Source organism: Stenotrophomonas sp. FR024 (assembly GCF_047500745.2).
GTDB lineage: Bacteria > Pseudomonadota > Gammaproteobacteria > Xanthomonadales > Xanthomonadaceae > Stenotrophomonas > Stenotrophomonas maltophilia_A.
In genome coordinates, this window is the sequence record NZ_JAXAXM020000008.1 from 40,991 (window position 1) to 62,854 (window position 21,864).

Annotated in this window: 16 protein-coding genes and 1 riboswitch; of the genes, 6 read left to right on the top strand and 10 right to left on the bottom strand. The window is 66.5% G+C overall.

What is annotated here, in order from left to right; genetic code table 11:
* The first annotated feature begins 36 nt into the window (after window positions 1-36).
* On the top strand, window positions 37-810 hold the full coding sequence (locus tag ACMZ91_RS10785) for an SDR family oxidoreductase (protein WP_100435221.1): 774 nt from the start codon (window positions 37-39) through the stop codon (window positions 808-810).
* 164 nt (window positions 811-974) lie between these two features.
* Here ACMZ91_RS10785 and leuB read toward each other — a convergent pair whose 3' ends face one another.
* The 9 genes from leuB to ilvC form a co-directional block, all read right to left on the bottom strand.
* Complete coding sequence (gene leuB / locus ACMZ91_RS10790; protein WP_414578486.1) at window positions 975-2,036, bottom strand: 3-isopropylmalate dehydrogenase; 1,062 nt, start codon at window positions 2,034-2,036, stop codon at window positions 975-977.
* Entirely contained in the window at window positions 2,026-2,604 is a 579-nt protein-coding gene (gene leuD, locus ACMZ91_RS10795) for a 3-isopropylmalate dehydratase small subunit (RefSeq protein WP_058983536.1), read from the bottom strand. Before leuD ends, leuB begins: the two co-directional genes overlap by 11 nt.
* The gene (leuC, locus tag ACMZ91_RS10800; RefSeq protein ID WP_414578484.1) at window positions 2,604-4,022 is read right to left on the bottom strand and encodes a 3-isopropylmalate dehydratase large subunit; all 1,419 of its coding nucleotides are present in this window, start codon (window positions 4,020-4,022) and stop codon (window positions 2,604-2,606) included. The genes leuD and leuC overlap by 1 nt, the downstream gene beginning before the upstream one ends.
* A 60-nt stretch (window positions 4,023-4,082) precedes the next feature.
* Window positions 4,083-4,862, bottom strand: a complete 780-nt coding sequence (locus tag ACMZ91_RS10805; protein ID WP_049462526.1) for a class I SAM-dependent methyltransferase — start codon at window positions 4,860-4,862, stop codon at window positions 4,083-4,085.
* Window positions 4,863-4,872: 10 nt separating this feature from the next.
* The gene (locus tag ACMZ91_RS10810; RefSeq protein ID WP_049462523.1) at window positions 4,873-6,459 is read right to left on the bottom strand and encodes a 2-isopropylmalate synthase; all 1,587 of its coding nucleotides are present in this window, start codon (window positions 6,457-6,459) and stop codon (window positions 4,873-4,875) included.
* Complete coding sequence (locus ACMZ91_RS10815) at window positions 6,456-7,547, bottom strand: threonine dehydratase (RefSeq protein WP_049462521.1); 1,092 nt, start codon at window positions 7,545-7,547, stop codon at window positions 6,456-6,458. Before ACMZ91_RS10815 ends, ACMZ91_RS10810 begins: the two co-directional genes overlap by 4 nt.
* A 96-nt stretch (window positions 7,548-7,643) precedes the next feature.
* Complete coding sequence (locus ACMZ91_RS10820; protein ID WP_014038403.1) at window positions 7,644-7,895, bottom strand: ACT domain-containing protein; 252 nt, start codon at window positions 7,893-7,895, stop codon at window positions 7,644-7,646.
* On the bottom strand, window positions 7,879-9,615 hold the full coding sequence (gene ilvG / locus ACMZ91_RS10825) for an acetolactate synthase 2 catalytic subunit (protein WP_049462520.1): 1,737 nt from the start codon (window positions 9,613-9,615) through the stop codon (window positions 7,879-7,881). The genes ACMZ91_RS10820 and ilvG overlap by 17 nt, the downstream gene beginning before the upstream one ends.
* Window positions 9,616-9,654: 39 nt before the next feature.
* On the bottom strand, window positions 9,655-10,629 hold the full coding sequence (gene ilvC, locus ACMZ91_RS10830) for a ketol-acid reductoisomerase (protein ID WP_032130453.1): 975 nt from the start codon (window positions 10,627-10,629) through the stop codon (window positions 9,655-9,657).
* A gap of 690 nt (window positions 10,630-11,319) precedes the next feature.
* Between ilvC and ggt the strand changes: the two genes are divergently transcribed.
* Window positions 11,320-13,038 (top strand): gamma-glutamyltransferase, encoded by a 1,719-nt coding sequence (ggt, locus tag ACMZ91_RS10835; protein ID WP_495497663.1) that lies wholly within the window; start codon window positions 11,320-11,322, stop codon window positions 13,036-13,038.
* 550 nt (window positions 13,039-13,588) lie between these two features.
* Here the strand turns inward: ggt and ACMZ91_RS10840 are convergent.
* Window positions 13,589-15,166: a BCCT family transporter gene (locus ACMZ91_RS10840; RefSeq protein ID WP_049400562.1), complete on the bottom strand. Its 1,578-nt coding sequence runs from the start codon at window positions 15,164-15,166 to the stop codon at window positions 13,589-13,591.
* A gap of 245 nt (window positions 15,167-15,411) precedes the next feature.
* Window positions 15,412-15,513, top strand: a riboswitch (TPP riboswitch).
* 82 nt (window positions 15,514-15,595) lie between these two features.
* On the opposite strand from ACMZ91_RS10840, the gene thiC reads away from it, so the two are divergent.
* The 4 genes from thiC (at window position 15,596) to ACMZ91_RS10860 (ending at window position 21,850) form a co-directional block, all read left to right on the top strand.
* Window positions 15,596-17,440 (top strand): phosphomethylpyrimidine synthase ThiC, encoded by a 1,845-nt coding sequence (gene thiC, locus ACMZ91_RS10845; protein WP_032128403.1) that lies wholly within the window; start codon window positions 15,596-15,598, stop codon window positions 17,438-17,440.
* Between the two features lie 138 nt (window positions 17,441-17,578).
* Entirely contained in the window at window positions 17,579-18,250 is a 672-nt protein-coding gene (locus ACMZ91_RS10850; RefSeq protein ID WP_032128402.1) for an ion channel, read from the top strand.
* 260 nt (window positions 18,251-18,510) lie between these two features.
* Window positions 18,511-20,835 (top strand): winged helix-turn-helix domain-containing protein, encoded by a 2,325-nt coding sequence (locus tag ACMZ91_RS10855; RefSeq protein WP_107431606.1) that lies wholly within the window; start codon window positions 18,511-18,513, stop codon window positions 20,833-20,835.
* A 115-nt stretch (window positions 20,836-20,950) separates the two neighbouring features.
* Window positions 20,951-21,850: a helix-turn-helix transcriptional regulator gene (locus tag ACMZ91_RS10860; protein WP_414576965.1), complete on the top strand. Its 900-nt coding sequence runs from the start codon at window positions 20,951-20,953 to the stop codon at window positions 21,848-21,850.
* The last annotated feature ends 14 nt before the right edge of the window (window positions 21,851-21,864 follow it).

Here is a 21,864-nt window from a genome sequence, read left to right on the forward strand (position 1 = left end):
TGCCACCCCGGGCAGCCCCCTCCTGAGACAAACGCCATGACCGACCATTCCCTCAAGGGCAAGACCGTGCTGATCGCCGGTGGCGCCAAGAACCTGGGCGGCCTGCTGGCCCGCGACTTCGCCAGCCAGGGCGCCAAGGCCATCGTCATCCACTACAACAGTGCCGCCACCCAGGCTGATGCGGAAGCAACGGTCGCCGCCGTGCAGGCCGCTGGCAGCAAGGCGGTGGCGCTGCAGGGCGACCTGACTTCGGCCGCAGCGATGGAGCGCTTGTTCGCCGATGCCGTGGCTGCAGTCGGCCGGCCGGACATCGCCATCAATACCGTCGGCAAAGTGCTGAAGAAGCCGATGCTGGAGATCAGCGAAGCCGAGTACGACGAGATGAGCGCGGTCAATGCGAAGTCCGCGTTCTTCTTCCTCAAGGAAGCCGGTCGAAACGTCAATGACGGCGGTCGCATCTGCACCCTGGTCACCTCGTTGCTGGGCGCGTTCACGCCGTTCTATTCCAGCTACGCCGGTACCAAGGCGCCGGTCGAGCACTTCACCCGTGCGGCGTCGAAGGAGTTCGGTGAGCGCGGCATCTCGGTGACGGCGATCGGCCCCGGTCCGATGGACACGCCGTTCTTCTATCCGGCCGAGAGTGCCGATGCGCAGGCGTACCACAAGACGGCTGCGGCACTGTCGCCTTTCACCCGTACCGGCCTGACCGACATCGCCGACATCGTGCCGTGGATCCGCTTCCTGGTCACCGACGGCTGGTGGATGACCGGGCAGACCATCCTCGTCAATGGCGGTTACACCACCAAGTAACGCAGCCACGCAGGGCGTGGCTCTACTGCGGTGGTGAGTGCCAACCTTGGTTGGCACGGATGGCGCATCCACGCATGGCGTGGATCTACAGTAGAGCCACCCCATGGGTGGCTGCGCACAATGTCCAAAGGGAGGGGCGCCACGCATGGCGTGGCGCTATCGGATCAGTTGAGTTTGGCCAGCACCGCGTCGGTGGCGGCAGCGGTGCTGACGGCCTGGCCCTTCGCCGCCAGGTCGGCGGTGAACACACCATCATCCAGCACGGCGTGCACCGCCGCTTCCACCGCAGCGGCTTCCGCTTCCAGCCCCAGCGAATGGCGCAGCAGCATCGCCGCGCTGAAGATCGTTGCGTAGGGATTGGCGATGCCCTTGCCGGCAATGTCCGGGGCCGAACCGTGGATCGGTTCGTAGATGCCGACCGCACCCGGCTCGCCCAGCGAGGCCGACGGCAGCAGGCCGAGCGAGCCGGCCAGCATCGACGCCTCGTCGGTGAGGATGTCGCCGAACATGTTCTCGGTGACGATCACGTCGTACTCGCGCGGCTTGGCCAGCAGGTGCATCGCCATCGAATCAACCAGCTGGTGCTCCAGCGCTACATCCGGGAACTCCTCGCGGCCGATGCGCGCGGCCACGTCACGCCACAGGCGCGAGGTTTCCAGCACATTGGCCTTGTCCACCGAGGTGACCTTGCCGCGACGCTGCTGCGCCAGACGGAACGCACTGCGCAGTACGCGCTCGATCTCGGCCACGGTGTAGCGGCACAGATCGCTGGCGCTGTCGGCGTCGCGGGTCTTGTCGCCGAAATAGATGCCACCGGTCAGCTCGCGCACCACCACGAAGTCCACCCCCTGCAGCAGCTCGGCCTTGATCGGCGAGGCGTGCAGGGCGGCTTCATGGGTACGCACCGGGCGCAGGTTGGCATACAGGCCCAGCGCCTTGCGTATCGCCAGCAGGCCCTGCTCCGGGCGCACCTTGGCATTCGGGTCGGACCACTTCGGGCCGCCGACTGCACCCAGCAGTACGGCGTTGGCGGCCTGGCAGGCGGTCAACGTAGAGGCGGGCAATGGCTCGCCATGGCGATCGATGGCGACGCCACCGATGTCGTGCTCGCTGAAGGTGAAGGTGTGGTTGAAGCGTTCGGCGACGGCCTTCAGGACGGCGGCTGCTGCGGCGGCCACTTCCGGGCCAATGCCATCACCGGGCAGGACAACAATTTCAGCGTGCATGCTCACTCTCGTAGCGTTCGATTTCAGGGACACGGCCCAACAGATACCCCAACTGGTCGACACCTTCCAGCAGGCAGGTCTGCGAGAAGCCATCCAGCGGGAAGGAATAGACGCGACCATCTGGCGTGCGCAGTTCGCGCGCGGCCACGTCGATGGTCAGCTCGTCGTCCGGGCGCTGCATCAGCGCCTGCACATCGGCCTCGTCCAGCACGATCGGCAGCAGGCCGTTCTTCAGCGCGTTGCCGCGGAAGATGTCGGCGATCTCGCTGCTGACGATGGCACGCAGGCCGAGGTCGGTCAGCGCCCATGGTGCATGCTCGCGCGAGGAACCGCAGCCGAAGTTGCGGCCCGCCAGCAGGATGCTGCGGCCGGCGTTGTGTGGCTGGTTGAAGGCGAAGTCGGCCACCGGGGAACCGTCGGCCTGCCAGCGCCAGTCATTGAACGCGTTGCGGCCCAGGCCGGCGCGTTCGGTGGTGGACAGGAACCGCGCCGGAATGATCTGGTCGGTGTCGATGTTGGTCTGGCGCAGCACCACGCTGGCCGAGGTCAGGGTACGGAAACCGGCCATCACGCCACCTCCTGTGCGAACAGTTCGCGGGTATCGGCGACGTGCCCGTTCACCGCGGCCCACGCCGCGCTCATCGGTGAGGCCAGCAGCGTGCGCGAACCGGGTCCTTGGCGGCCTTCGAAGTTGCGGTTGCTGGTGCTCACGGCCAGCTGCCCGGGCGCGACCAGATCGCCGTTCATGGCGATGCACATCGAGCAGCCCGGCTCGCGCCACTCGGCACCGGCCGCGCGCACGATCTCGTGGATGCCTTCGGCCTCGGCCTCGCGCTTGACGATCTCCGAGCCCGGCACCACCAGCATGCGCACCCGGTCAGCGACGCGACGGCCGCGCAGTACCTGCGCCACTTCGCGCATGTCGCTCAGCCGGCCGTTGGTGCACGAACCGACGAACACCACGTCCACCGGCGTTCCGGCCAGCGCCTTGCCGGCCTGGAAATGCATGTAGTCCAGACCCTTCTGTGCGGCGGCATCGTTGGCGGCGGGGATCGGTGCATCCACCGCGATGGCGGTGCCCGGATGGGTGCCCCAGGTCAGGGTCGGGCGGATGTCGGCAGCGTCGATGTGCACTTCGCTGTCGAAATGCGCGCCGTCATCGCTGCGCAGCTGCTGCCAGCGTGCCACGGCGGCGTCGAAGTCGGCGCCCTTGGGGCCGCGCGGGGTCGCGGCGACGAAGTCGAAGGTGACCTGGTCCGGGGCCACTATACCGGCGCGTGCGCCGGCCTCGATCGACATGTTGCACAGGGTCATGCGCTGTTCCATGTCCATCGCTTCGATGGTGCTGCCACGGAACTCGATGACGTGGCCGGTGCCACCATTGACGCCGATCACGCCGATGATGTGCAGGACCACATCCTTGGCGCCAACGCCGGGTGCCAGCGGCCCATCAACGGTGATCGCCAGCGTCTTCGCCTTGCGCTGCAGCAGGCACTGCGTGGCCAGCACGTGGCCGACTTCACTGGTGCCGATGCCGAACGCCAGCGAACCGAACGCACCATGGGTGGAGGTGTGGCTGTCGCCACAGACGACGGTCATGCCGGGTTGGGTAAAGCCCTGTTCCGGCGCGATCACGTGGACGATGCCGCGGTTGTCCGAGGCCATGTCGAACAGCTCGATGCCGTGCTCGGCACAGTTGCGTGCCAGCGTGGCGACCTGCGCTTCAGAGGCGGCGCTGGCGTAGGGCAGCGTGCCGTCGGCAGAGGCCGGCAGGGTCGGCGTGGAGTGGTCCATCGTCGCCTTGGTGCGATCCGGGCGGCGCGGCGACAGGCCGCGCTCACGCAGTTCGGTGAACGCCTGCGGCGAGGTGACCTCGTGGATCAGGTGCAGGTCGATGTACAGCACGGCGGGCGCGCTGTCGGATTCAGGGACAACCACGTGGGCGTCCCACAGTTTGTCGTACAGGGTGCGGGGTGCGGAAGTCATGCGTGTGCCTGGCAGAAGTACGAAATAGCGAACATCAGTAAAGAAAACGGAACGGTCAAGTCAGCGGCGACGGGCAAGCACCCGCAGCCGCACGTAGTCGGCCAGCGGCTGGCCGCTGGCGTTGCGCGGCAGCTCGGCCAGCAGAACGGTGGCGGCCTCGCGCACGGTGGCGCGTGCCTCGGCCGGCAGATCGTCCAGCAGCGGTGCGGCGAACACACGCAGCCAGCCGGCCACGCCGGTCGGCAGAGCAGTCGGGCGCGGCGTGCACTCGATCAGCTGCACCTGGAAGCCATGCTGGCGCAGGCGGTCGGCGTAGGCATCGGCAGTGGGGAAGTACCACTGGAATGCGCTGGCGCCGTGGCCATGGGCCGCGCGTGCAGCCTGCACCGCCGCGATGATCGTGGCCACGTTGCCATGCCCGCCGAACTCGGCAACGAAGCGGCCGCCCGGGCGCAGTGCGCGGCGCACACCTTCCATCACCCGGTCGGGGTTGCTCATCCAATGCAGCGCTGCGTTGCTGAATACCGCATCGAACTCACTGTCGAACGACAGCGCGTGGCCATCCATCACCTGCGCATCGACGCCGCGCGCACGCGCGGCGATCACCAGTTCCGGTGAGGCATCCACACCGTGGATGTGCGCGCCGCTGAGCGCCAGCTCGGTGCTGAGCACGCCATCGCCACAGCCCAGGTCGAGGATGCGTTCACCGGCGCGCGGGTCGAGCAGGCGCGATACCGCGCCGCCGAGCAGCGGCACGAAGCCGGCGTCGATCGCATAATCCTGGGCGTTCCACTGCTGGCCAGCGGCGCTGGCCGGGGTGGGGGTGTCGAAGGCGCTCATGGCGGGGTCCTCAGGCGGTGGCGGGGGTGGCAACGTCGGTGTTGCTGTGGGCGGCAGCCTGGCGCTGGCGCAGCAGGCGGTTGGCCACATCCAGCCAGGCCAGCGCGGAGGCTTCGATGATGTCCTTGCTGGTGCCGGTGCCGTCGTACTCCACGCCCTCGTGGCGCACGCTCAGATTGGCTTCGCCGCGCGCATCGGCGCCGATGCCGACGCTGTGCACGTGGTAGCTGTCCAGCATCAGCTGCACGCCGGTAGCGGCCGACAGCGCGCCGAACAGTGCATCGACCGGGCCATCGCCCTGCGCGGTCTCGGCTACGCGGTTGCCGTCCGGGTCGGACAGTTCGACCAGTGCATTGGCGCGGCTGCCGACGTCGCTGATGGTCATCGACGCCAGGCGATAGCCCTGCGCGTTGGAGCCACCCTGCATCAGCGTCTGCAGGTCGGCATCGGTGACCACGCGCTGCTGTTCGCACAGGCCCTTGAACTGCTCGAACACCAGCTTCAGTTCGTCTTCGTCCAGCCAGAAGCCCAGCGCACGCAGGCGCGCTTCAACAGCGGCGCGGCCACTGTGGCGGCCCAGCACCATCTGCGAATCCTCCCAGCCCACGTCTTCCGGACGCATGATTTCATAGGTGCCGCGGTGGCGCAGCATGCCATGCTGGTGGATGCCCGATTCGTGGGCGAAGGCATTGGCACCGACGATGGCCTTGTTGCGCTGTACCGGCATGCCGACCAGGCGCTGCAGCAGCTGCGAGGTGCCGACGATGCGCGGGGTGTTGATCGAACTGTCCTGCTCGTAGAAGGCCTGGCGCACCTTCAGCACCATCGCGATCTCTTCCAGCGAACAGTTGCCGGCGCGCTCGCCGATGCCGTTGACGGTGCACTCGACCTGGCGTGCACCGCCTTCGATGGCGGCCAGCGAGTTGGCCACGGCCAGGCCCAGGTCGTTGTGGCAGTGCGCGCTGAAGATCACATTGGCGGCATTCGGCACGTCGGCGACGCCGGCGATGACCTGCTGGAACATCGCGCGGATCTCTTCCGGCGTGGTGAAGCCGACGGTGTCGGGCAGGTTGATGGTGGTGGCGCCGGCAGCGATGGCCACGCGCGCGACTTCGATCAGGTAGTCCAGCTCGGTACGGGTGGCGTCCTCGGCCGAGAATTCGACATCGTCGATATAGGACCGGGCCAGCGATACGTGCTTGCGGACCGACTCCAGTACCTGCTCGCGGGTCATCCGCAGCTTGTGCTCGCGGTGCAGCGGGCTGGTCGACAGGAACACGTGCAGGCGCGGGTTGGCAGCGGCCTCCAGCGCACGTGCCGAGGTTTCGATGTCGGCCTGCAGGCAGCGCGACAGCACCGCCAGGGTCAGGCTCGGGCGGCGCAGTTCGCGGCCGATCAGTGCCATCGCCTCACGGTCGGACTGCGAGCTGGCCGGGAAGCCGGTCTCGATGATGTCCACGCCCAGTTCGTCCAGCGCACGCGCCATCACCAGCTTCTGCGGCGGGCTCATGCTGCAGCCGGGGGACTGCTCGCCGTCACGCAGGGTGGTGTCGAAGATGCGGATGCGCGGGGTGGTAATTCGTTCGATGGTGGTCACAGGGAAATCTCCTCGACAGCGGGTGCGACGGCTTGCAGGGGGGAAGGGGAAGAGGTGGGGGAAGCGATGGCGCTGGCCTTGGCGGGCGAGCGCGGTGTTTCGCTGCGCCGTCGCCGTGGTTTGCGTGGCGGGCGCGGGCGGATGTCGGTGAGCAGGCCGGCCAGGACGCCGGCATCGATGTTGCCGCCGGAGACCACCGCGCACTTGCGGCGGCCGGCGACGCGGCGGCCGGCGGCCAGCGCCAGCGCACCGGCGCCCTCGGCGATGATGTGTTCTTCCAATGCCAGGCGGACCAGGGTTTCGCGCAGTTCGGCTTCGCGCACGATCACCACATCGTCCAGCAGCGAGGTGCACAGGCGGCGGGTCAGGAAGCCGGGAATCTTCACCCGCACGCCGTCGGCCAGCGAAGCAACGGGGGCGATCTCGCGCACGTCACCGTGGATCGCGCGGGCCATCGAATCGACGCCTTCCACCTGCGCGCCAACGACGCGGACGCCCTGCGATTTCAGCGCCAACGCAACGCCGGAGGCCAGGCCGCCGCCGCCGATCGGTACGATCACTACATCCGGCGCGTGCGCGGCCAGCTCGATGCCGACCGTGCCCTGGCCGGCGATCACATCGGCATCGTCGAACGCGGACAGGAAGCGGTAGCCGTGGCGTTGTGCCAGTTCGACCGCGAAGGCGTAGGCCTCGTCATAGCTGGTGCCGTGCTGGCGCACGGTCGCGCCCCAGTGGGCGACGCCGGCGATCTTGGTGGCGGGCGCGCCATGCGGCATCACGGTGATGGCCGGCACGTCCAGGCGGTAGGCCGCCCACGCCACGCCCTGGGCATGGTTGCCGGCCGAGGCGCAGATCACTGGCCGGGTATCGCCGCGCTCGCGGCCGGCCAGCAGCGCATTCAATGCGCCGCGTACCTTGTAGGAACCGGTGCGCTGCAGGTTCTCCAGCTTCAGCCAGGTACCGAAGCGTTCGGCATGGTGCAGCGGGGTGGGCGGCAGGAAGCGGCGCAGACGAGCCTGCGCCGCCAGTACGTCGGCGACGCTTACGTCGCCGACATCGCTTTCCTGGCTGGTGTCAGCGGCCGGCATGGGCCACCAGCGCAGTGCAGAAGACCGCCGCATGCGGGCACGGGCGGCGAAGAAGACGCCTCCGTACCGGCACCGTGGTCGCTACGGTACGGGTGTTCATACGGATGCTCCTTCCACGGCGGTGACCTGCACGGACACGCAGTCGTAGATCTTCTCGATCTGCCGGCACAGCGTTTCCGCCGGACGCTGGCCATCCACCACCAGCTGCAGGTGCCAGCGGCCATCGTCGGCGGCCACCGGCGCACCACTGATCGCACGCGGCGCGAAGCCACGGCGTTCGGCCATGCCGATCACGCGCAGCAGCGCGCCTTCGGCCGGGTGCAGCACCAGGTCAAGCCGGTATTGCATTGGGGGTCTCCTGGCGGGCATGGGCGGGGTTGCTTTCCAGCATCGTGCTGTTGGCGGTGTTCGGCGGCACCAGCGGCCACACGTTGGCGCGTGCATCGATGGCCACGTGCAGCAGCGCCGGGCCTGGTTCGGCCAGCAGTGCGGCCAGGCCGCCTTCCACGTCGTCGCGGTTGTCGATGCGGGTGGCGGCGATGCCGAACACCTGTGCCAGTGCCACGAAGTCCGGGTTGTCGGACAGGTCGATCTCGCTGTAACGCTCGGCGAAGAACAGCTCCTGCCACTGCCGCACCATGCCCAGCGAACTGTTGTCCAGCAGCACGATCTTCACCGGCAGGCGGCAACGCGCGATGGTGGCCAGCTCCTGCACGTTCATCATGAAGCTGCCGTCGCCGGAGACCAGCACCACGGTGCGCTCGGGGCATGCGAACTGCGCACCCATCGCGGCCGGCAGGCCGAAGCCCATGGTGCCCAGCGCGCCACTGGTCAGATGATTGCGCGGGTGGTTGAAACGGCAGTGCTGGGCGACCCACATCTGGTGCTGGCCGACATCGCAGGCGATCACCGCATCGGCCGGTGCCAGCTCACTCAGGCGCTTCAGCAGGGCCGGTGCGTAGATGTGCTGGCCCGGCGCGTCGTAGCGTGCGGCGAAACGATCGCGATGCTGTGCACAGCGCTTGCGCCATGCGTCCTGGTGGGCCTTGGGGGAGGGGAAGGCCGCACGCAGGGCGCGGATGGCATGGCCGACGTTGCCGGGCACGGCGACGTCGGCGCTGCGCAGCTTGGAGATCTCGTAGGCGTCGGCGTCGATGTGGACGACGCGGGCGAACGGTGCGAACTCGGCCAGCTTGCCGGTGGCACGGTCATCGAAGCGCGCACCCAGCACCAGCAGCAGGTCGCTTTCCTGCACCGCCATGTTGGCCGCGCGGGTACCGTGCATACCCAGCATGCCCAGCGACTGCGGGTGGTTGGCCGGCAGTGCGCCCAGCCCACGCAGGGTCATCACCGTGGGGATGGCACTGGCCTCGACGAAGTCGCGCAGGTCCTGCACCGCGTCGCCCAGCGCGATGCCCCCACCGGCGTAGACCACCGGCTTTTCGGCGGCTGCCAGTGCGGCGATGGCCTCGGCGATGGCCGCTTCGGCCGGCGCAGGCGGCGGCTCGATGCTGCTCGGCACGTGCGCTGGCAGATGACTGGCATCGGCCAGCTGCACGTCCTTGGGCAGGTCGATCAGCACCGGGCCGGGCCGGCCTTCGCGGGCGATGCGGAACGCATCGGCGACCACGCGCGGCAGGTCATCGACGCTGCGCACCAGCCAGCTGTGCTTGACGATCGGCATCGTCAGGCCGAACACATCCAGTTCCTGGAAGGCGTCGGTGCCCAGCAGCGGCGTGCCGACCTGACCGGTGATGCAGACCATCGGTACCGAATCCAGCATCGCATCGGCAATGCCGGTGACCAGGTTGGAGGCGCCCGGGCCGGAGGTGGCCACGCAGACACCCACCTGGTTGCTGGCGCGGGCAAAACCGTTGGCGGCCAGCGCCGCGCCCTGCTCATGGCGTACCAGGATGTGCTTCAGCGACGAATCCACCAGCGCGTCGTAGAACGGCATGATGGTGCCACCGGGATAGCCGAACAGCGTGCGGACGCCTTCGGCCTCCAGCGCCTGGGTCAGCCAGCGCGCGCCGTTGGGCGGCGCGCTGCGATGTGTCGAAGAGTTCATGGGGGAACCTTGCAAAGCGGGTGGGGGAGGGCCGCGCGGTTACGCGGCCTGTCCTTGCAACCAGACCATCTTGGCGCGCAGTTCCTTGCCTACCTTCTCGATCGGGTGCTCCAGGTCGGCCTGCTTGAACCTGTTGTAGTTCGGCAGGCCCGCTTCGTACTCGGCCACCCAGTTCTTGGTGAAGGTGCCGTCCTGGATGTCCTTCAGCACTTCCTTCATGCGTGCCTTGGTGCCGGCGTCGATCACGCGCGGGCCGCTGACGTAGTCGCCGTACTGCGCGGTCTCGGAGATGAACTCCAGCATGCGCGAGATGCCGCCTTCGTAGAACAGGTCCACGATCAGCTTCAGTTCGTGCAGCACTTCGTAATAGGCGATCTCCGGCTGGTAGCCGGCTTCGACCAGGGTTTCGAAACCGGCCTGCACCAGCGCCGAGGCACCACCGCACAGCACCGCCTGTTCGCCGAACAGGTCGGTCTCGGTCTCTTCCTTGAAGGTGGTCTGGATCAGGTTGGCGCGAGCGCCGCCGAGGCCGGCCGCATAGGCCTGCGCGTGCTGCGCAGCCTTGCCGCTGACATCCTGGTAGACCGCCCAGATGCACGGTACGCCGCGCCCGATCTCGTACTCACGACGCACCAGCGCACCCGGGCCCTTCGGCGCAACCAGCACCACGTCCAGGTCGGCGCGCGGCTCGATCATGCCGTAGTGCACGTTCAGGCCATGCGCGAACAGCAGGCAGGCGCCCTGCTTCATGTTCGGCGCCAGCACGTCGTTGTAGAGCTTCTTCTGCACCATGTCCGGGGTCAGCACGGCGACCAGGTCGGCGTCTTTCACCGCTTCAGCGGGCGCGATCACGGTGAAGCCATCGGCCTGCGCCTTGGCTTCGGTCGGGCCGCCCGGACGCAGGCCTACCACCACGTCGAAGCCGGATTCGCGCAGGTTCAGTGCGTGGGCGCGGCCCTGGCTGCCGTAGCCGATGACGGCGATCTTGGTCTGGGGCAGGTCGTTGGTGCTCATGGGGGAGGTTCCTTGCGGTGGGAAGAAAAAAGAACGGCCGGTCGTCGAGGTGACGTGCCGGCCGGTCAGGGGAAAGCGGTGGAGGAGGCGCCGCGCGTTGCACAGGCACAGCCACCACGAGGCGTCGCGGTGGTGCAGGTCCGGGTTGTGTGATCGGCGTTGTGCATGGTGGTTGCGTCTGAAACCAGGTTCTGAAATGAAAAAACCCGCACCGGGGCGGGTGCGGGTTTTTGAAGAGTTCCGGTGTGTTTGTTGCTTACACGCTGGCTCGTCCCGCACCTGTTGGTTGGGTAATAAGTACGAGCACAAGAATCGAACGCAGCGAGGCGGCGCCGGTGTCGGCGGCTACGATGTGTGTTCGCGGTGGCGTGTTGTGATGCAACATGTGATCGAGAGAAACACAGCCATTTCGGCGCTGTCAACCCTCGCGACGGATTTTCTATCGGTTTCCGGCGCATCCAGCGCAATCGCTTGCGGCACAAGGATGGTTGCCGCTGAAAGTGTTTCGATGAACCCGAATTCACTCCTTTCAGAGCGGTTTCTGCGCGGAATCCGGGCTGTTTTCGCCTTGGTGGGTGCGGGCCTGGGTCCGCACCCACCGAAAGACCATCGCCCATGACCTCTGCCCGATACCGCGTGAAGGCCGCAGCGGCGAAGATCGGAGCACCACCCTTCCATCGGAACCCGACCGTGTCCCGACGCCTTGCCCGTTCCCTGCTCGCCACCGCCGTGCTCGCCGCCATGCCTGCACTGTCCTTCGCCGCCGACCGCATTACCGGCCAGACCTTCGCCACTCGTTCGGAGGTGATCGCCCCGCACGCGATGGCCGCCACGTCGCAGCCGCTGGCCACCCAGATCGCGCTGGACGTGATGAAGGGCGGCGGTTCGGCAGTGGACGCTGCGATTGCCGCCAACGCCGCGCTCGGCCTGATGGAGCCCACCGGCAACGGCATCGGCGGCGACCTGTTCGCCATCGTCTGGGACCCGAAGACGCAGAAGCTCTATGGCTACAACGGCTCGGGCCGCTCGCCGAAATCGCTCACCCTGGCCGAGTTCCAACGCCGTGGCCTGAAGGACATCCCGCCTACCGGCCCACTGCCGGTCTCCGTGCCCGGCGCAGTCGACGGCTGGTTCGCGCTGCACGACCGCTTCGGCCGCAAGCCGATGGCCGACAACCTGGCGCCGGCGATCCGCTACGCCCGCGAGGGCCATCCGGTGGCCGAGGTGATCGCCTACTACTGGGACCGCTCGGTGCCCAAGCTGTCGCAGTACCCGGGCTTCAAGGAACAGTTCACGATCAACGGCCACGCCCCGCGCAAGGGCGAGATGTGGAAGAACCCGAACCTGGCCAGCACGCTGCAGAAGGTCGCCGACGGCGGCCGCGATGCCTTCTACAAGGGCGATATCGCCCGCACCATCGGCGACTACTTCAAGGCCAACGGTGGCTACCTGAGCTACCAGGACATGGCCGACCACCACGGTGAGTGGGTCGAGCCGGTCAGCAGCAACTACCGTGGCTACGACGTGTGGGAGCTGCCGCCGAACAGCCAGGGCATCGCCGCGCTGCAGATCCTCAACGTGCTGGAAGGCTACGACTTCTCGAAGATCCCGTTCGGATCGCCGGAACACGTGCACCTGTTTGTCGAAGCGAAGAAGCTGGCCTTCGCCGACCGTGCGCGCTTCTATGCCGACATGGCGTTCCAGCCGGCGCCGGTGCAGAAGCTGATCTCCAAGGAGTACGCCGCGCAACGTCGCGCGCTGATCTCGATGGACAAGGCGCTGAAGGAAGTGCAGCCGGGCACGCCGAAGCAGTTGGAAGAGGGCGACACCATCTACATGACCGTGGCCGACGCCGACGGCATGATGGTGTCGCTGATCCAGTCCAATTACCGCGGCATGGGCAGCGGCATGGCGCCGCCGGGGCTGGGCTTCATCCTGCAGGATCGTGGCGAGATGTTCGTGCTGCAGAAGAATCATCCCAACGGCTATGCACCGGGCAAGCGGCCGTTCCAGACCATCATTCCGGCCTTCATCACCAAGGGTGGCAAGCCGTACGCCAGCTTCGGCGTGATGGGCGGCGCGATGCAGCCGCAGGGCCACGCGCAGATCGTGATGAACCTGGTGGATTTCGGCATGAACCTGCAGGAAGCCGGTGATGCACCGCGCATCCAGCATGAAGGCTCGACCGAACCGACCGGGCAGGCCACGGCGATGACCGACGGTGGTGAGGTGAATCTGGAAACCGGCTTCCCGTATGAGACGGTGCGTGCGTTGATGCGCAAGGGACATCGCATCGTGTTCGCCGATGGTCCGTATGGCGGGTATCAGGCGATCATGCGTGATCCGGAATCCGGCGTTTACTACGGTGCGTCTGAGAGTCGAAAGGATGGGCAGGCGGCGGGGTATTGAGGTTTCCCGGCCACCGGGCGCAGCCCCCTCCGCGGTGATGGTTCAGCGATGCTTGGCTTGACCGGGCGGGTGGGCTGGTCGGGGGACGCCGTGAATCCGTCCCTGGAGGCTTGGCCGCGGCATCCATGCCGCGGACACCCCCGCCCAGCCCACCCGCCCGGCCCCTGACAGTTTCCGTGTCCATCACCGCAGGAAAAGAAAAAAGAAGATCAAGAGCAAAGGCAATGGCAACAGCCGCGTGCCGTGGGTTGGGGGCGGATCCATTTTCCGGAGGAAAACGAATCCGACCCCTTCTTGTTTTCCGATACACATCATCCACGCATGGCGTGGATGGACCAACCGTCACACGTAACCTGTCGGGGGTGGGGCGGTGTGGGTGGGCAGGACCGTTGGCGCCATGGATGGCGCCATCGAGCCCCCAGGGACGGGTTTACGGCGTGTCCTGCCTACCCACACCGCCCCGCCCAACCAGCAGAAACCCAGAGCTGCCCTGGCTTTTGAATTTGCACTTGCTTGAAAAAGCGGTGCAGCCGCAGGCTGCAAAACCCCCTCAATCCTGATCGTGCGCGCGCGCCGCCTCCGCCTGGGTCTCCTCCTGCGCCGCCATCTCGCGCGCGATCCACGCATCGATCATGTGCCGCTGGCGCTGCGCCTGCCGCCGCTCGCGCGTGTACTCCTGGTCCAGCACCCGGTACAGCGACACCATCACCAGCACCATCAGCAGCGCGAATGGCAACGCCGCAATCGTGATCATGCCCTGCAGTGCATCCAGGCCACCGGCCAGCAGCAACGCCGCTGCAATCAGCGCCACCGCGATGCCCCAGGCCAGCTTGCGCTTCAACGGCGGATCGCCTGCCTCGTCAGTGGACATGCTGGCCAGTACCAGCACCGCCGAATCGGCTGATGTCACGAAGAAGATCATCAGCAGCACCAGTGCGATGCAGGAAAGCAGCAAGGGCAGCGGCATGCTGTCAAACAGGGTGAACAGCACCGTTTCATAGCCATTGCCCAGCGCCTGCACCAGGTCGGCGTGGCCGAAGATCTGCGCCCACAGCGCAGTACCACCAAACACCGCGAACCAGAAGAAGCCCAGCACCGTGGGTGCCAGCACGACGCCGATGACGAACTCGCGGACGCTGCGCCCACGCGAGATGCGCGCGATGAACGAGCCGACGAACGGGGCCCAGGAAATCCACCACGCCCAGTAGAAGATGGTCCAGTCCGCCACCCATGTGCTGCCCGAGAACGGCGACATGCGCAGGCTCATCGTCACCAGCTGGTTGAGGTACGACCCCAGTGTGGTGGTGAACGTATCGAAGATGAATCCGGTCGGACCCAGCACCAGTACGGTGGCCGCAAGAAGCGCGGCCAGCGCAAGGTTGAAGTTGGACAGCCACTTCACCCCGCGCTCGACTCCGCTGGCGGTGGACGCCATGTACAGCACGAACGCGATGGCGATGATGGTCAGCTGCAGTGGCACACCCGCGTGCAGGCCGAACACGCGTTCCATGCCGGCAGCGATCTGGATGGTACCGAACCCCAGCGTGGTGGCCACGCCAATGGCAGTGGCAACAACCGCGGCGATGTTGACCACGCGTCCGATCCAGCCGCGATGGTGCCGGCCGATGATCGGTTGCAGCATGTCACTGACCAGTCCACGGCCATTGCGGTTGAACTGGAACCAGGCCATCGCCAGGCCGATCAGCGCGTAGATTGCCCATGGATGCAGACCCCAATGGAAGAATGCATAGCGCATCGAAGCCCGCGCCGCGTCCATGCTCTGCGGTGCGAGGCCTTCTGGAGGCTTGGTGAAGTGGGAAATCGGCTCGGCGGCGCCCCAGAACACCAGGCCGATGCCCATGCCGGCGGCGAACAGCATCGACATCCAGCTGGCGCGCGAGAACTCCGGCTCGGCATCTTCACCGCCGATGCGCAGGTTGCCGAAGCGACCGAATGCCAGGTACATCAGGAAAGTCAGCGCCAGGAACACGACCAGAAGATAGAGCCAGCCGACACTGCGGATGACATCGGCCAGTACCGACTGCACCACGGTATTGAAGGGGCCGGGTGCAACACCGGCAAGCAGCACCAGAAGCAGAACCAGTGCGATGGAAACGCGAAACACCATGAAGGAGCTTCTCCGATCAAGGGATTGAGGGGAGCGAGCAGAGCTTGCTGCGAGGGGCCGGCGACATGCAGCACAGACCGGGCAGGGGCCGCGGAGGCGGCGGGGAAACACCGGCCGCAGCGGCACGATGCGCGTGCACGTTACTGAATGCGATGTCACGGTTCTGTTAATACAGAAACAGCAGATCCACGCCGTGCGTGGATGGAACCACCAGGAGCTGCAGTGCGTTCTATGCTCTAATGCACACCAAGAAGCGGGGGTACCGCGGCCATGTGGCCACGGTTGAGACAGTCCCTTGGAACCTGATCCGGCTCATACCGGCGTAGGGAAGCTTTGCAGTGCAGCCATGCCCGGACTCCGCCCAAGGACCGTCCTGGCGCGGCAGCAGTGCGCCGCCGCTTCGTCCCTGACCTTCCTGGACGATGCCCGATGAACGCACAGCTCTCCGCCCTGCAGCAACAGGCCCAGCAACTCTCCGAATCCGTGACCCGGCCCATTCCCGGCTCGCGCAAGATCCACGTGCCCGGTTCACGCCCGGATCTGCAGGTGCCGATGCGCGAGATCGCGCTGACCCGCACGCCGACCTTGTTCGGCGGCGAAGAGAATGCACCGGTGACCGTTTACGACACGTCGGGCCCGTACACCGATCCGGAGGTGCGCATCGATCTGTCCGCTGGTTTGCCGGCACTGCGTCGCGGCTGGGTGGAAGAACGCGGTGATACCGAGCGGCTGGAAGGACTGAGTTCTTCGTTCGGTCGCGATCGCGAGCATGACCCGAAGCTCGATGCGGTGCGCTTCCCCGCGCGCAGCCTGCCACGCCGTGCGCGTGCAGGTGCCAACGTCACCCAGATGCACTACGCGCGCCGCGGCATCATCACGCCGGAAATGGAATTCGTCGCCATCCGCGAGAACCAGCGGCTGGACGCGATCCGCGATGCCGGCCTGCTGCAGCAGCACCCGGGCGAGGCGTTCGGCGCTTCGATCCAGAAGATCATCACCCCGGAGTTCGTGCGCGACGAAATCGCCCGCGGCCGTGCGGTGCTGCCCAACAACATCAACCATCCGGAAAGCGAGCCGATGATCATCGGCCGCAATTTCCTGACCAAGATCAACGCCAACATCGGCAACAGCGCTGTTTCCTCGGGCATTGCCGAGGAGGTGGAGAAGCTGGTGTGGGCGATCCGCTGGGGCGGTGACACGGTGATGGACCTGTCCACCGGCAAGCACATCCACGAGACCCGCGAGTGGATCATCCGCAACTCGCCGGTGGCGATCGGTACCGTGCCGATTTACCAGGCGCTTGAGAAGGTCGATGGCCGCGCCGAAGCACTCACCTGGGAGATCTTCCGCGACACACTGATCGAGCAGGCCGAGCAGGGCGTGGACTACTTCACCATCCACGCCGGCGTGCTGCTGCGCTATGTGCCGCTCACCGCCAAGCGGGTCACCGGCATCGTCAGCCGTGGTGGCTCGATCATGGCCAAGTGGTGCCTGGCGCACCACAAGGAGAATTTCCTCTACACGCATTTCGAAGAGATCTGCGAGATCATGAAGGCCTATGACGTGACCTTCTCGCTGGGTGACGGCCTGCGCCCGGGCTGCATCGCAGATGCCAACGACGCGGCGCAGTTCGGTGAGCTGGAGACGCTGGGCGAACTGACGAAGATCGCCTGGAAGCACGACGTGCAGACCATGATCGAAGGCCCCGGCCACGTGCCGATGCAGCTGATCAAGGAGAACATGGACAAGCAGCTGCGCGAGTGTGGCGAGGCGCCGTTCTATACGCTGGGCCCTCTGACCACCGACATCGCACCGGGCTACGACCACATCACCAGCGCGATCGGTGCGGCAATGATCGGCTGGTTTGGTACGGCCATGCTCTGCTACGTGACGCCGAAGGAACACCTCGGCCTGCCCAATCGCCAGGACGTGCGCGACGGCATCATGGCCTACCGTATCGCCGCGCATGCGGCGGACCTGGCCAAGGGACACCCCGGCGCGCAGGTGCGCGACAACGCGCTGAGCAAGGCGCGCTTCGAGTTCCGCTGGGAAGACCAGTTCCATCTCGGGCTGGACCCGGAGAAGGCCAAGGAATTCCATGATGAGACCCTGCCGAAGGATGCGCACAAGCTGGCGCACTTCTGCTCGATGTGCGGCCCGCACTTCTGCTCGATGAAGATCACCCAGGACGTGCGCGACTACGCCGAGGCCGGCATGAAGGAGAAGTCGGAAGAGTTCCGCGCGGCCGGCGCCGAGGTCTATCACCAGGGCTGACGTGTAACGGGTAGTGCCGGCCGCTGGCCGGCATTCCGTCGTGCGTGGGACCGGGGAGAGTGCCGGCCAGTGGCCGGCACTACCGCTCATCACGTCGCTCCCGGCTATCCTCCGCCCATCACCCTGGGGAAGGACGCCATGCCCGTTGCCATCACCACCCGCTGGCTGGCCATTGCCCGCCGCCATCCTTCGGCCTGGCTGCTGGGTGCCCAGTTGATCGCGGTGCTGCTGTATCCCGCACTTGATGACACCGCCGGCGGCCGTGCGGCACTGGGCATGTTCGGCATGGCGGTACTCGGCCTGGCGCTGTGGGTGGTCCAGCGCAGTCCGCTGGGCACCTGGCTGGCACTGCTGCTGGCCATTCCTTCGGTGGTGTTCTCGCTGGCCGGCGCACTGCTGGATCGCAGTGCGCTGCTGACCACCGCGCAACTGCTGGAAAGCCTGCTGTACTTCTATACGGCCGGTGCGCTCATCGCCTACATGCTCCAGGACCATAAAGTCACCCGCGATGAACTGTTCGCAGCAGGTGCGACATTCACGTTGCTGGCGTGGGCCTTCGCGTTTGCTTTCGCTGTGTGCCAGCAATGGTATCCGGGCAGTTTCCAGGGCACCGGTGGCGGCGCGCAGCGCACCTGGATGGAGCTTCTTTATCTGAGCTTCAGTTTGCTCTCGGGTGTTGGCTTGAGCGACGTTGTGCCACTGCATCCGCAGGCGCGCGCCTTGGTCATGCTGGAGCAGTTTTCAGGCGTGATGTACGTAGCTTTGGTGGTTTCGCGACTGGTTGGATTGACCATGCTGCGGCGCATGTGAAAATGAACGCCAGATAAAAATTTCGCGCCCCGAAGGGCGCGAATGGTGCTGCAGATTATGTGAATTCGTCGGCGAGAGAGAGCCTGGATGTCGACCACGCGATAGGCGAGGTAACCCGCATAGGCTAGTATTCGCCCGCTTCATTGTTTTTGCGGTATGCGCCGATGCTTTGTGCGGAGTCTGGCTTTTTGCTGTTCCCAGGACGGAAGGGTATCGAAGGCAAACGCTGCCCCGGACCTGTCTCTACTGTGTAGCGGAAAATGAACAGCAGTGAAAACCAGCCCCCCGGATTTGATCGGATCCGGATAGGAGAGTGCACTGTCACTCTGTCCTCGCGCGAAGTCGAGGTCGTGGGTGCGCGTCGCCCGCGTCGGCTGACGCCGAAGGCGCTGGGCGTGCTGCGTGTGCTGCTGCGCCAGCCGGGGCGTGTTGTCACCCGCGATGAACTGTTCGCGGAAGTCTGGCCGGACACGCTGCCGACCAATGATGTGCTTACCCAGGCCGTCACCCAGCTGCGCAAGGCGTTCAGCAACGACGACGACAACGGCCAGGCCTATATCGAGACCATCGCCAAGACCGGCTATCGCCTGCTGGTGCCGGTGCAGGTACTGGACGATGTCGAGCCGGCGCCGCCCGCGGGAGCCGATGACGAAATCGTGGACATGCAACCGGCGATGGCCATCGCCGAGATGATGCCGCCACACGTGCAGGCATCGCGCCGCCGCTGGCGCCACGTCCGCCGGCGCGTACTGCTGGTGCTGGGCGTGCTGATGCTGGCCACGGTGGTGGTGCTGACCGCGCTGCTGCTGCGGCGGGCACCGGCCAGCAGTTCAGCTGTGGACGCGGCCGTGGAGAACGGCACGCGCGTGATCGGCAGCCCGCAGCGTCCCTATCGGTTGATCACCGCGACCAGCGGCTTTGAAACCTATCCCACGCTTTCACCCGATGGTTCATTGGTGGCCTATGAGGGCGCCAACGAAGACGGGCAGGGCGGTGGCGCGATCAAGGTGCAGACCTCCGGCAACGCGCCTGCGCGGCAGCTGCTGGCTCCGCCGGCCGGCTCGGTCGATCGCTTCCCGAGCTGGTCGCCGGATGGACGCGAGATCGCCTTCGCGCGGTTCAGCAACAACGGCGGTTGCCAGGTGCTGATCGCCAGCGCGACCGGTGGTGCCCTGCGCCAGGCCACACGGTGCGATGGCACCGAGCTGCTCAGTTTCGACTGGACGCCGGACGGCCGTGGCCTGGTGTTCGGCAGCATGGTGGGGCGCTATGCCCATCGCGGCATCCGCAAGCTTGATCTGGCCAGTGGCCAATGGGAGGCGCTGGACTACGGTGTCGCCGAGGATGACTTCGACTATGCGCCGCGCTACTCGCCTGATGGCAAGTGGCTGGTATTCGTGCGCAATCCGCAGCTGGGCGACCTGTGGCGCATGCCGGCCGCAGGTGGCACGCCCGAGCAGCTGACCAACGAGGCCGCTGAACTGCGTGGCTGGGCCTGGTTGCGTGATGGCCGGACGATCGTGTTTGGACGCCGTGTCGACAGTGAGGTGCGCCTGTACTACCTGGACGTCGAGAGCCGCACGCTGCGCGACGCCGGGCTCGACGACGCACAATGGCCGGCGACGGCGCGCCGCGCGGGCATGCTGGCCTTCGTTCACCGCCGCGCGCAGTTCGGCATCTTCAAGGTGCCGATGGAGGGCGGTTCACCCCCGCAGCGCTTGTTTGCGTCCAGCGGCCGGGATGGGCAGCCGATGGCGGCGCCGGATGGACGCCAACTGGTGTTCACGTCCGATCGTTCAGGCAGCTTCGCGCTGTGGTGGGCGGACATGGAGCGCCCCGATTCGCTGCGGCCTATCGAAGGATTGCGGCCGGAGGCACGTCAGGCACCGGACTGGTCGGCCGACAGCCGGCGGTTGCTGGTGGTCGGGCGCGACGAACACGGACGCACGGTGGTCTATGAGATCGCCCCGCGTGACGAACGCGTCCAGCCGTTGCCGGTACCGTCGGAGCAGCCGCTGCAGGCACTGTACGGCGCAAACCCGGATCAGCTGCTGGTAGTCGAGCGCGATGACCAGCAACAGACCCGGCTGAGCCTGTTTGATCGAAGCGTGCAGCCTTGGCGCCGCCTTGCCAGCATCGAGGGCGTGTCTCAGGCGCGGTTCGATCGCAGCAGCGGGCGTGTGCTGTTCACCCGCCTGGCGGCAGGTGGCCTGTGGTCGGTGGATGCGGCGCTGGCGCCAGGCAGCGTGCAGCAGATCAGCGATGACCAGCCCAGCCGGTGGCGGTACCGGGCCTGGACCGTGGCCGGCAACAGTGCGATCGGCTATCTCGGTACGTCCACCCGCTGCGGTACGACACTGGTGCTGATCCAGGCCGGGCGCGAGGAACCGGAACGCTGCCTGGATGCGGAACGCCTCAGTGCCGGCAACGGGCTGAGTGCCGGCGCCGATGGGCGCACCCTGTTCGTGGCAATGGCGGTCAGCGACGGTGCCGACATCGGTGTGATGCGTTTGCCCGAGCGCTCGCCGACGCTGCTTCCGGCGTTCTCCAAGTTGTTGTTGTTCAACGGAAATGGGCCTTCGTAATTTCTTCGTGGCGACCTCGCCGCGAATTCGTGGCGATCTCGTCTGACTTTCCTGACGTGGTGCCGCCTGATTTGGCAAAACGGAGGCCTGTACTAGGCAAATCCGTGGTGCCCCCATGCGTCAACTCTCGCTGGCCGATCGCGGCCAAACCGTCTCTCTGGACCGGTCGCTCGACGATGCTGCGCCGACCTGCCTGGGCGTGGCCCGGCTCGGCAGCCTGCAGACCGCAGGCAGCAGCTTCACTGTGTGGATGCAGGTGCGCGGCAGCTCCTGGGTGGAAGCCAAGGAAGGACGCTTCCGCTTGCGCCAGGGCGAGTGGATCGCCTTCGAGAAGGAGTCGCGGCCGCTGGTGCAGGCCGGTCGCAACGGCTTGTGCGTTGGCCTGAACCTGACGGTCGAAGCGCTGCGCGTGCTGGCCGAGATGGCCGATTGCGGTCTGTATGCCGGGCGTGGCCGCATGAACCGTGGCGATGCCCGCGTTGCGCTGCGCCTGTGGCGCGATGCGCTTGCCAGTGGCCAGCCGGCACAGGCACTGCGCCCGCTGCTGCTGCACCTGGCAGGCCTGCAGCGTGGGCTGGCCGACAACGTGCAGCGTTGCCCGGGGCGCTCGCGCAGCCGCAAGCGCCAGGTGTTCGGCCGCATGCAGCGCGCCCGCCTGTACCTGGAAGGCAACAGCCACCGCGTGGTGCGCGTCGGAGAACTGGCCGAGCTGACCAACTTCTCCAGCTGGTATCTCTCCAAGACCTTCCAGAGCCTGTACGAGGAAAGCCCGCAGTCGCTTTCGGCGCGGCTGCGCCTTGAACGCGCTGCCGACCTGCTGCGTGACACTGACATGATGGTCGGCGAAGTTGCTGCAGCCAGTGGCTTCGACAACTGCTGCAGCTTCGCGCGTGCGTTCCGCGCCCGCTACGGCCAGTCCGCATCGCGCTTCAGGGAGAACGGCGGCTTGCTGCCGCCACAATCTGCAAAGTCTCCGGTTGGTTCGCGCAAATACAGCGCTGCAACGCAATCGTAACGTGCTGGGGTGTT